This is a genomic window from Runella sp. MFBS21, assembly GCF_029433105.1.
Classification (GTDB): Bacteria; Bacteroidota; Bacteroidia; order Cytophagales; family Spirosomataceae; genus Runella.
Genome location: NZ_JARNTW010000029.1, coordinates 15,277 through 27,329, shown reverse-complemented (window position 1 = coordinate 27,329; position 12,053 = coordinate 15,277). Strand labels below are relative to the sequence as shown.

Below are 12,053 nucleotides of genomic sequence, written 5' to 3'. Positions count from 1 at the left end.
TTGAAATCTTGAAAGATTGCTTAAAATTTGAAATTATAGGTAACAGCGGGTATTACACTTCCAATAATTGAATACCGCACTGCTTCGGTTTGAAGATTATTATTTTCGTTTTGGCGGAGGTAAGTCGAAAAAGGATTACGGCGATTGTACACATTATATACACTGAATACCCACTCACCCTGGCCTTTTCCAAAAAGTTTCTTTTTGGATTTGAGAGTAGCACCTAGGTCAAGGCGATGATAAGATGGAATCCGGGCGGCATTTCGCGAATCGTTGACATTGTGTGGGAGAGCCCACTCGCCCCATTCAAATCGATTGGTAGGGAAAGTAGCAGGTGTACCTGTATTAAAAGCAAAGTTAGTAGAAAAACTCCAGCGGTCATTAAGTTGATATAGACCCACCACGGATAGGTTATGGGTTTTGTCAAAACGTGCCGGAAACCAATCATTTCTGTTGATGCCTTCTATTTTACGTTCAGTGCGGGCCAAAGTATAGCTAAGCCAGCCAGTCAGTTTACCCCGATTTTTCTTTATATAAAATTCGGTTCCATAAGCGCGTCCATTGCCAAATAATAAATCCCCTTCAAGATAGCGATTCAATAAAAGGTCCGAATTGCGGACATAATCTATTTGATTTTGGAGATCTTTGTAGTAAATCTCTAATGAGGCCTCATACATATTGTCCTGTAAGTTTTGAAACCAACCTAATGCCACTTGGTCAGCAATTTGGGGTTTGATGATTTTTGAACTTAAGGTCCATACATCAAGCGGAGAACTTGCAGCAGTATTGGAGAGCAAATGTAAATATTGAGCAGTACGGTTGTAACTTACTTTGATAGAAGCCGCTGGTGAAACTTCGATTTTGGCCGAAAACCGAGGCTCCCAATTTCCATAAGTATTGATAACTCCTGTTTCATATTTATTTTCTGAAATTGGAATTTTGCGTTCGCCTTTTTCTACTTCTAAAAACTCAAAACTGGTGCCAGGGCCTAGATTACGAAAATAGGAATAACGAATGCCGTACTGGAAAGATAGCCAATTGTTGACTTTTTGCTCGTTGCCAACATAAAGCGCAGATTCGTCGGCATAGCGAGTGTCTAGGGTTATTGTACGCTCTTCCCCGTTTGAAAGAGCAAGGGCTGTACCTGGCCTAGAGGTATAGTTGATATACTGCCCTCCAAAAGTGATTGTATTGTTGGGGGTTAGATAATACGTAAAATCAGGTTTTATACTCCATGTTTGGATATTGGAATTCCATTTGAATTTGTCACCAGAAGTGTTTGTATTATTGCGATCTGACTCCAATCCATAGTCATAGTTAGAATAAAAAGTCGTAGCGTTGAGAAAGAGCTTGTCATTAAAAAGGTGATTCCAACGGGCAGTAGCTGTTTGGTTGCCCCAATCAAACCCAAAGTCTGCTCCGAATACATCACGCCCAAAATAGCCCGACGCATAAATCGTATTTTTATCATTGATACGGTAGTTGGCTTTGGCGGTGAGATCATAGAAATAAAAACGAGAGTTTTTTAAATCACCACTCAGAAAGGGTTTTGCCAATACGTCTATGTAAGACCTGCGACCCGCTACAATAAAAGATCCTTTGCCTTTGGCAAAAGGCTGCTCATAGCTTAATCTTGAAAAAATAGTCCCTATCCCACCGTTTATTTCCCTAGTTTTGGCGTTCCCTTCTTTGAGTCGTACATCCAAAATAGAGGAGATGCGACCACCGTACTGGGCTGGGATTCCTCCTTTTACAAGTTTGACATCTTTGATAGCATCAGGATTGAAAACGGAAAAGAAGCCGAATAGGTGAGAGGAGTTAAAAACGGGAGCTTCATCAAGCAACACTAGATTTTGGTCGATATTTCCTCCTCTTACATTGAAGCCACTTGCTCCTTCTCCTACACTTGTCACACCAGGCAACAATTGTATGCTTCTTATAATGTCTACTTCTCCGAGCAAAGCGGGCATTTGTCGGATAGTTTTCATCTCTACTTTATTAACCGACATCTCTATACTCTTTACATTTTCGTCTTCTTTGGTCGTTTTTACTACTACTTCTTGAAGTTTAAGGCTTTCATCTTTGAGCTCAATATTGAGTTTCAAATCATTTTTTAAGTCAATTTTCTTTTCTACTTTTTCATACCCTAAGTAGTTGAATATCAGTGTGTAGTTTCCTGAGGGGAGGGAGAGCGCATAATATCCGTAATCATTGGCAACGGTACCATTTCCAATTTCGCGGACATATACGGATACGCCAATAAGACTCTCTCCGTTGGTAGCATCTTTGATGTAGCCACTTATGGTCTTTTTTTCTTGGGAGTAGGCTAAAAGGGTGGTGGAAAAAAATGCAAAAAGGAATAATAAGTGTTTCATAGCTGTATGATAAAAGTTTTTGATGGTCTATTTCATGACATCTAACTTTGATGGTTCCCTCATGGAGAATTGATTAGTTTGTATTTTTTCTATATAAAAACGATACAAACCTACCTTTTTGTTTAAAAAAATAAGATAAAATTGGGATGAAGTGCCATAAAACTAGCGTAAACGGGAAGAAATAGATAATGATTTTGAGCTACAAATCAAAAGCTGCCCCCAAAAATATGCTATTAACCATACCAAAAACCTGTATTCTACCTAAGCAGTAATACAGGTTTTTGAAATAGCAGTATATACTTAAGATATTACTTGTTTGTATCGTCAGTTAAGGGTGGCGGAGTATTGGAAACGACCGGACTATTTTCTTCTAAATGAGAAATTTCTTCGGGTTTTGGAGTTTCCGAGGCCAGACTCGACTTATTAGATTCAAGAGAAATATCATGCTCTGCCGAAGATGAGACATGAGCAGATGTGTTTTCGGTAGAAGGCTCCTCTGAAGTGATTTCGTCTTCTGTCGAGGCTTTTTCATCTTCTTCCTCCAATTTGGGGAAGAAAGTGCCTTGAAAAACCAAAATAATACATACCCCTACAAAAATGCAAGCATCAGCAAAGTTGAAGATAGGTGTAGTATAGTATTGTCCGCCCCATACAGGAACCCACTCTGGCACAAATCCTTCCCAAAAGTCTACAAATACCATATCGATTACTTGTCCATGAAACCAAGGAGTAGGCGAGCCATAAGGAGCATTTCCAATAAGAACACCATAAAAAATACTATCTACAAGGTTGCCGATAGCACCTGCCAAAATCATAGACATTGCCCAAAGAAGACCACTAGATGCCCCCTTCTGAGCGAGTTTAATCATATACCATGCAATAAAGACCATGGCCCCTAGTCGAAAAACCGTCAGGAAAAGTTTACCATATTCGTGGTCGATTTGCATTCCAAATGCCATGCCAGGGTTGGTGACATAATATAGCTTGAGCCAATCGCCAATGAGGCGGATTTGACCAGCAAAGCCCGGTGACATATAATGATGAACGAGCAGTTTAGAGGCTTGGTCTAATCCGATGAGTAGGAGCGCAAATAAAAAATACTTGAGAGGATTTTTCTGAGATTGAGTCATGACTTTTGGTTAATGGACAACTTTCTGTTGGTGGCGACGTTGTACCTCGCGTTTAATGAGCAAAAATTCTCTACTACTCTGTCCTGCAATGGATTTATTCTCTGCTGCACGGCGAAATAAATAGGGCATGACGGCCTCCACTGGTCCATAAGGAACGTATTTTGCTACATTATATCCAGCATGAGCGAGATTGTAGGAGATGTTGTCACTCATGCCGAGGAGTTGGGCAAACCATACGTGTGGGTCGTTGTGTGGAATATTAAGTTTATCCATCAATTCTATACAATACAAGCAGCTATACTCATTATGAGTGCCAAGGCAAATAGAAACAGTGTCACGATTTTCAAGAGAAAATAGAATAGCCTTGTTATAGTCTGCGTCTGTATCAGCTTTGGTAGCATTGATAGGGTCTTGGTATTCATTTTCGTGAGCGCGGAAGCGCTCTTTCTCGATATAAGCACCTCTGACTAGTTTTGCTCCTAAAAAGTACCCATTGGATTTAGCTTCACGAGTAGCTTTCTGAAAGTTTTCTAGCATATCGTGACGATACATCTGGAAAGTATTATAGACAATGGGCTTTTCGAGGTTATATTTTTCCATTGCCTTGTAAGTCAAGTCATCAATCACCCCCTGTATCCAACTTTCTTCGGCGTCTACGAAGATTTTGACGTTTAAATCATGCGCTTTTTTACATAGAGAATCAACCCTGTCTTTGAGGCGGTCGTAAGCAGCCTCTTCTTCGGAGCTAAGTGGATGACCGGATTGGATTTTTTCAAGAAGCTCCGTTGAGCCAATACCCGTTACTTTAAAAACAGAAAAAGGGATAGCGTCTGATTGACTGGCTTTTTCGATTGTTAGCAGAATTTCGCTGGTGGTTTTATCAAAACTCTTTTCATTGTCTTCTCCTTCAACAGAGTAGTCTAAAATAGTGCCTATTTTGGATTTTGCCAAATTTTGTATGGTTTTTTCGCACTCTTTTATATTTTCACCTCCACAAAATTGGCCAAAGAGAGTTGATTTTATAAGATTTTTAATAGGAAGTCGTAATAAAAGAGCAAGTTTTATAAAAAAAGTTCCTAATTTTACAAGCCAAGTTCGATTCATCAAAGCAAATAGCCAAAAGGTTTTTTTGAGCTGAAAATTTGACTTAGACGAAAAGGCTACCGAAGTGTCTTCAAATGAAACACCCTTTTGGGGAGAAGCAACACTTATAGACATAGTTTTTAGTTGTGTTTGTTGTTATAACAATAAAACAAATGCAAAATTACAAAAGTTGTGCTTAGCATTCAAATTGTTAATATCAGATTGTTGTACTTAATTAATTCTTTTAATTTTTCTCTATTATGAGTGCCACCTTGGAAGTTTTACCGATGAGCACGTGGGTTGATACGGGAGGTAAGCCGCTCGTCATTGCCGGCCCATGTAGTGCCGAAACCGAAGAGCAAGTTTGGGAAACCGTAACCCAAATCAAAGCTCAAGGGTATGCAAACGTTATTCGTGCAGGCGTATGGAAACCTCGCACGCGCCCCGGAAGTTTTGAAGGTATGGGAGAGGCTGCTTTGCCTTGGCTCGCTGCTGTAAAAAAAGAAACAGGTTTGCCTGTGGCTGTGGAAGTAGCTACCCCTCAACATATAGAACTAGCTCTCAAATATGGAATAGATATTCTGTGGATAGGAGCTCGTACCACCGTTAATCCTTTCAATGTTCAAGATTTAGCGGATGCGTTGCAAGGTGTGGATGTGCCTGTTTTGATCAAAAACCCTGTCAATCCAGACTTGGCTCTTTGGATTGGAGCTTTCGAGCGTATCAATCGCGCTGGAATCAAAAAACTGGGAGCGATTCACCGTGGGTTTTCTAATGCCCAAGAAACCAAGTATCGTAACTCGCCCATGTGGAATATCGCTATCGAATTGAAAACGATGTTTCCTGAATTGCCTATCATTGGTGATCCTAGCCACATGGCCGGAAAACGCGCTTACTTGTTTGAAATAGCACAACGTGCTTTAGACTTGAACTACGACGGGCTTATTATTGAATCGCACCGCGATCCAGATAAAGCATGGTCAGATGCTGCTCAACAGTTGACCCCTGCCGCTCTAGGCGAAATGCTCCATGAACTTCACGTTCGTAAAGCTGAATACGGTACTGATTACCAAGGCAATTTGGAAAACCTCCGTGGCAAGCTTGATAATCTGGATCGTGAGTTGCTTGAAATTTTGAGCCACCGTATGTCGTTGGTTGAGCAATTGGGTGAGTACAAGCGTGACAACAACGTAGCAGTTTTACAAATGGATCGTTGGCGTCAACTTCGCAAAAATCGGGCAGATTTAGGAAAACAATTGAACCTTTATCCTGATTTTGTGGAAGAATTGTTTGAATTGATTCACATGGCCTCTATTCGTAAACAAACAGAAGTGATGAACTCTGCTCCTGCTGTTTAGGCCGTTGATAATAATATAATCAATAAAAAAGCCACCTGTCGTAAGAAGGTGGCTTTTTTATTGATTATGCTTCATGGACATTAGTGGTCTTCACTACTTTCATGCCCGAGGAGCGTGAGGCGGTAAGGGGTTGAGGAGACTTTAATCGTTTTTTTGTTGGTAAGATTGGCAATTTCAATTTGTAGAAGCTCGCCTGTTTTAGGTTGAGTGATATACAAATACTTATCAGTTGCTTCCAATTGAGGTTTTTGTACTTCGTCTTTTTGGATGGCGGATACCACATTGCCTGTTTTTAGCAAGGTGTTGTTGCTCAAATTAAAAATCTGCACTTCGCCGCTATGCAGCAATACTACAAGGCGATTGCCAGCATAATCCACCTTGCATTGCATGATGTCGGTACTTTGTACAATAGGAGTTACCGTATTTGCAACAACGTCAATCACATAAGCCCCTTTGGCGGCGGTATATCCAATGAATTTTTGTGATTTGGTGGCTTCTAAAATCGTACCAAACCAGGCTGTTCCAAAATCAGAAGGATGTGCAATAAGGCGCTGCTCTCCAGTTTGAGTTACTACCAAAATTCCGCTAGCCGAACCAAATACTGACACATTGCCGTCACTAGCATTTCCGTGGATTCCCTTTGTCTGGACAGTAGATTTGTAAATTTCCTGCCCAGAAGCATTGATAATGCGTACTCTTTCGGGTAAAACACCAGCTACAGAGCCGTCTTTTTCGGTAACAGCATAGTTGCCATTGTTAAATTTGGTCATCGCTCCATGGTGTGCCGTTTTGCTAGCATTAATGGTTTTGAGCTTGGCTCCCGTGTTATGGAAGTCCGTTTCTTTTCCTACACTCAAGGTACCGTCGCCATCATTAAAGAGCAATACTTCATCACTTTTGCTTTTAAAATGAGTAGGTGCTAAACTTTCTCCTGTCATAGCAGCCCATTTAGGAGTGCCTTTTACATCAATGTGGTCACCGTGGTACTCAAGACCTGAATCAAAGAATTGAACAAGATTGTTTTCCCGATGTACTACACTTGCATACCGTCCAGACTCAGTTACATAAAGTGAAGCTTTCGGAAATGCCGTTTCAAATTTTTGGGTTTCGCCCGTTCGAGGAGTTATCAAAAAGACTTCTTTTGATAGTTCATCATTGACTACTACCCGCAAGTGTTTGTATTCCAATGGATCATCAGAAGGATTTACTTCGCTGGTTTTGTTACAGCTTATGATAAGTGTACTTGCTAAAGCGACTGTTAGATAAGGTAAGAAATGTTTTTTCATGGATACGTTTTATTTGTGCAACAATGTTGCAAATATAAAACGATAAAATTTGTTTTTGCAACATTGTTGCAAATTTGCGCATTAAAAAAAACCTTTTTACATACACGCCTCCCTATTTTAAGGAAAGTGTATTGTTGAAATGAGAAGATTGTCAGGTAGTTTCGAATCGATAACCTACGCCGTGGACCGCCGCAATTTTGAGAGATGTATCTTCTTGAAGCAATTTTCGCAAACGCGATACGAAGACATCAATACTACGGCCTACTATGATGCCTTCGTCTTCCCATACTGATTTGAGAATAAAATCTCGCTCTAGGACTTGATTAGGGTGGGTCACAAACAAATGAAGTAGTTTGGCCTCTCTATAAGTGAGATTATGTTTAATGCCATTAGTATAGATTACTTGATTTTCAATATCAAAAGTGGATTGACCCACATTGATAAGCTCAGAGGTGAGAGAAGAAGCAATAGGAGAGAGAAAGGGCTGTATAGGTTGTCTTTTTCGCCAAATCATATAAGTGCCGCCTAGCATGATGAGTCCTAAGCCTAGAGCCGACCAGCTTGCTAGAGGCGCAGGTGCGGTAGGTTTAGAATTTTCAAAAATTATTTGGACATAAAAGCATCCCTTGTCTTGGTTGCGCCCGCCACAAGGGACTTCATGGTTTTTGGTATAGTCTAGGTAGTTATAACCTAATTGAAGCTCTTGCGTGTCACAATCTCGCACTACTACATCGTAGTTGAGCGAGATTTGATGTAACTTGAGAGATTCTTGTAAAATAGACGGTAATTGATTGTAATTGAAGGTGTTATTGAGTTGTAAAACAAAAGCAGTGGGACTTGTTTGTTTTACAACAGGGATTTTGGAGGTAGAATCGCCACTAGCCAACAATAGATAATGACCCGTACGCCGTAGGGCAAGATTTACTTTTTCGTCGAGCCGAGCTGGGTTGTTTGAAGTATCCCAAATTGAGGCCCCAAACAATAGACTTAACCCTACAAAGGAAGCTACTATTACCAATTTATCCATCATAGTTTTATGACCCTCAACATCTGATTCTTTGTTAAATGTAGCAAAAACAGAAATTTTTAGCAACCGTCACCTGTTTTGTTTTTCCAAAAAAGCGGTCTAAAAATATCATTGGCAAAAAAACGCGTGAGTTTAATCGTATGTTTAGTAGGATGGTTTTTATGAATGGGCTCGATGACAAGTTCATCACCAAATCTGGCTAAATCTAAAATGTGGGCTATTTCGACCTCATATACTTTACGAGTAGTAGACGATAAGCCCGCATTTAGACTTTCATGGCCGCGTTTGAGATAAATCCGAAAGGGAATTTTGGTGGAGGATTCCAAAGCATAGGGGTTGCCTTTGATAAGCGATAATTTGCCTTTGCTTATCACCGAAAAATGGGCATAATCGAGGGGCTTTCCATTCAAAACAAGCGAGCTTACAAAAGGCTTATTGTCGTTTGAATCATCGGTAAAGCCAAAAACACTAGGGGTGATTGTCACTAACAGCGCAACAGCCCATGCATGCATGGATGATTTCATATAGATAAAAGTTTATTTATTGAACCAAAATTTCATTGTGAGGCAGCGCATATTTAGTACTTGTTGTGAGAAGTACAATACGGTCACCTTTCCGGCAGAGTTTCATCACGTTTTGAATATCAAGCGAACGATAAATCTCTTTTGAAAAGCTAGTCAAGGTGTGGGTGTCTTTGTCGCGGATTGCTACCATAAATTCGACAGGAGCAGTTTGATGCCATTGCTTATTTTTGTAGGTAGCCTCAGCCACGGTAAGGGTACCTTTGGCGGTTTGCGAAAGTGTACACTTACCAGTAGGAGAGTATTCGTTTACGACGAGTTTGTTGTCCAAAAAAGCTGCCGAACAGCTGTTAAAAAGATTTTGTCCCTGACACCAAACGGTGGTCAGGCTAGAGAGAAAAATCCCTCCGATGAGTGCTTTGATTGTTTTCATTGTGTTGGTTGATTTTGTTCGAAACAAAAATAGATTGCCCTTCCCAAACACAAGAAAATACCCTGTAAAAGAATGTAAACGAAATGTAAAAGTTTGTTATTCTGACCGTAAAGACTCTATAGGATTGATTAAAGTACTTTTGAAAGTTTGAAGAACTACCAAAAAAACAATCAAAATTCCTAAGGTAGACGTAATGCTTATCAAAGAAACCCAGCCAATATCGATGCGGTAGGCGTAGTTTTGGAGCCATTGGTTCATGACAATAAAAACCAAAGGCAAAGCCACTAATGAGGCAATACTAATGACGATTAAAAATTCTTTCAAAAACAACATTACCAAACTGATGCTTGAGGCGCCCAATACCTTGCGGATGCCGAGTTCTTTGGTGCGGCGAGCTACACTCAGCGATACCATACCGATGACTCCTAACAACACAATCACAATAGCGAGCGTAGTGGAGAGTTGCGCCGCTTTTTTTAGCCTTATTTCTGCCTGATATAAGTTTTGAAGCATATTATCCAAAAAACTAAACTCAAAAGGCGCACCAGGCAGCAATTCATTCCACTTTTTTTGAATGCTAGCGATGGACTTATTGAGGGCTTTCGATTTGATTTTGAATGAAAAATAGCGGTAGTTGTTAAGAGTATTGAGATGAATAAAAACAAGAGGGGCGATATTGTCGCGCATAGATTGGAAGTGGAAGTCGTCGCTTACGCCTATTACTGTGAAGGGCTGCGCAAATCCCTGTAACCTGACTCGCTGCCCTACGGCAGCTTCGGGAGAGGCAAAATTCAAGGCTTTGGTAGCTTTGGCATTCAATACAATGTGGTCGGTAGGATTGGAGGAGTCAACAGGGCGAAAAAAAGAGCCACTGAGTATTGGAATTTGGTAAGTACTTGCAAAATGGGCATCTGTTTGTAAAATAGGGACAAAAGCGGCTTGGGTAGAATCTTGCCCGACTCGAAAAAGCCCTGCCTGAAAGCCTGCTCTTCCGTTAGGAATCTCAAAAGACAAAGTTGCTTCCTGTACATCTGGTAAGCGAGTGAGTTCTTTGCGAATGGTTTGCATTTTTTCAACTCCCGCCGCCGACCAATCTCGCGGTACCGCTGCCCATATGATAGACTCTTTTGAATAGCCCAAGTCTTTGTCGAAGAAATAACTCACTTGCTGAGAGATAATGACCGCTGCCCCAAACACAAACAAAGCAATGCAGAATTGGGTACTCATCAGTGAATACCTAAAGAAATGTTTTTCTTTGACAGTTTTTAGTTTTCCCTTTATAGAATCCACCGAGGGCAAAGAAGAAAGTACAAAAGCAGGATAGGCACCAGCTATCAGACCCACTACGAGCCCGAGTACTAGAGCGCTTATCATAAAGAAGGGCAGAGCGCTGAAAATAGAACGCACTTCTTTACCAACAATTTCCCCAAAAATAGGGCGTGTAAGTTGGTATAGTACCAAGGAAAAAAACGCACTAAAAAGCGCCAGAAGGGTGGATTCGGTCAAAAATTGACCCATTACCTGATTTTTTTTACTGCCCAACACTTTCCGAACGCCAATTTCTTTGAGACGGGTCGAGGAGCTTCCTATGGAAATATTTACAAAATTGACAATGGCCATAAAGACAATAAACGCCGCTATGAGGCTCAGGGTAAGCAAGGTTTTGCGAATAAGGGCATTGTTGCTATCGAGATATATCGTCTTTAAGGGTTTGAGTGTGACTTCTAAATTAGCTTTTATCAAAGGTGACGCATGACTCTCAATAAGCTGCGCAATCGGTTTCTGAAGTTCGGCAGGGCGTACTCCTTTTTTAAGTTCTACATAGTTGACGATGTAGGCGTTGTCCCAAGTGGTAATAGAAGCATCACGTCCAAAATACCCCAAACTGCTCATTGGTAGAAGGATGGGTATTTCGGTACTTACAAATTGGGTCACGGAGTTGTAAGGAATAGGAGCCAACACCCCTGTTACCATAAAATCTTTTCTTTCTCTTGAAAAAGATTCAATTTGAATGTTTTGGCCTACCACATCCGTTTTGCCAAAATATTTCAAGGCGGTATTTTGAGAAAGAATGACCGAAAAAGGCTTATTGAGAGCCGTACGCGCATCACCGTGCAAGAGCGGAAGGCCATACATAGTCAGCAAAGTAGAATCTCCAATTTGTATATCCTCTCTGAAGTTTTTGTTGGCTTTGGAAACCGTAGTCGATACGCCATCAAAACGATAATAATTTTCGACTAAACTCGGATATTGCTCTTTAAGGGTTTTGGCTAAAGGAGCTAAGGTCGTAATTTCCATACCCATGTTGGGCTGCTTCCACTTGCTGTGTAGTACATACTGATTGTCGATATTTTTCAAATCAGTATTTATCTGCGATTCATCCCAGATAAAAATGCCAATCAATAGCGCGAAAGTAAGCCCAACAGATAGGCCAAGGATATTGATAAGGGTAAATACCTTATTTTTAAGGAGGTTGCGCCAACCAATTTTGAAGTAGTTTTGAAGCATGGTTTTGTGCGTTTAAAATGGCCTTGCAAGGTACGCACAAAACCCATGTCGGGTTTGTTAAAAAAGCTTAAATGTTTGATGTTGAGCTTTTTAGTTTGCTTTACATTCTCCCTTCGACACCACCCTAATACCTACATTGGCCGCCTCGCAAGCATTACCGTAGGTTTTGCCATTGCATCCACATACGGGGTCGTAGAGTGCATAACATGCTCTGTCTGGATTAGGCTTTTCTACGCAATCGTTTTCAATGGTTTCTTCTTTGGTACAGCCTATTAAAACGGCAAGAAACACCACCACAAATAATGATTTCATGACTTTAATTAAATGTTATT

10 protein-coding genes are annotated in these 12,053 nt (G+C 40.6%); 1 reads left to right on the top strand and 9 read right to left on the bottom strand.

The genetic code is table 11. The features are described from left to right. Positions 1-20: 20 nt before the first annotated feature. The 3 genes from P1X15_RS30030 to P1X15_RS30020 form a co-directional block, all read right to left on the bottom strand. Positions 21-2,375, bottom strand: coding sequence for a TonB-dependent receptor (locus P1X15_RS30030; RefSeq protein WP_277341825.1), 2,355 nt, complete (start codon positions 2,373-2,375; stop codon positions 21-23). A 308-nt stretch (positions 2,376-2,683) separates the two neighbouring features. After that, positions 2,684-3,505 (bottom strand): lipoprotein signal peptidase, encoded by an 822-nt coding sequence (locus P1X15_RS30025; protein WP_277341824.1) that lies wholly within the window; start codon positions 3,503-3,505, stop codon positions 2,684-2,686. 9 nt (positions 3,506-3,514) lie between these two features. Continuing rightward, positions 3,515-4,723, bottom strand: a complete 1,209-nt coding sequence (locus P1X15_RS30020; protein ID WP_277341823.1) for a proline dehydrogenase family protein — start codon at positions 4,721-4,723, stop codon at positions 3,515-3,517. Between the two features lie 125 nt (positions 4,724-4,848). Between P1X15_RS30020 and P1X15_RS30015 the strand changes: the two genes are divergently transcribed. Beyond that, a complete protein-coding gene (locus P1X15_RS30015) occupies positions 4,849-5,946 on the top strand; it encodes a chorismate mutase (RefSeq protein WP_028664200.1) in 1,098 nt (365 codons plus the stop codon). An 80-nt stretch (positions 5,947-6,026) separates the two neighbouring features. On the opposite strand, the gene P1X15_RS30010 is transcribed toward P1X15_RS30015, so the two are convergent. The 6 genes from P1X15_RS30010 to P1X15_RS29985 form a co-directional block, all read right to left on the bottom strand. After that, positions 6,027-7,232: a hypothetical protein gene (locus tag P1X15_RS30010; RefSeq protein ID WP_277341822.1), complete on the bottom strand. Its 1,206-nt coding sequence runs from the start codon at positions 7,230-7,232 to the stop codon at positions 6,027-6,029. A 151-nt stretch (positions 7,233-7,383) separates the two neighbouring features. Further along, positions 7,384-8,262 carry a winged helix-turn-helix domain-containing protein gene (locus P1X15_RS30005; protein WP_277341821.1) on the bottom strand — a complete coding sequence of 293 codons (879 nt, stop codon included), beginning with the start codon at positions 8,260-8,262 and terminating at the stop codon, positions 7,384-7,386. Positions 8,263-8,318: 56 nt separating this feature from the next. Then, entirely contained in the window at positions 8,319-8,783 is a 465-nt protein-coding gene (locus P1X15_RS30000; protein ID WP_277341820.1) for a hypothetical protein, read from the bottom strand. A 16-nt stretch (positions 8,784-8,799) separates the two neighbouring features. After that, positions 8,800-9,213 (bottom strand): hypothetical protein, encoded by a 414-nt coding sequence (locus P1X15_RS29995; RefSeq protein ID WP_277341819.1) that lies wholly within the window; start codon positions 9,211-9,213, stop codon positions 8,800-8,802. A 96-nt stretch (positions 9,214-9,309) separates the two neighbouring features. Beyond that, entirely contained in the window at positions 9,310-11,721 is a 2,412-nt protein-coding gene (locus tag P1X15_RS29990) for an ABC transporter permease (RefSeq protein ID WP_277341818.1), read from the bottom strand. 90 nt (positions 11,722-11,811) lie between these two features. Further along, complete coding sequence (locus P1X15_RS29985) at positions 11,812-12,033, bottom strand: Kazal-type serine protease inhibitor domain-containing protein (protein WP_277341817.1); 222 nt, start codon at positions 12,031-12,033, stop codon at positions 11,812-11,814. Positions 12,034-12,053: the final 20 nt, after the last annotated feature.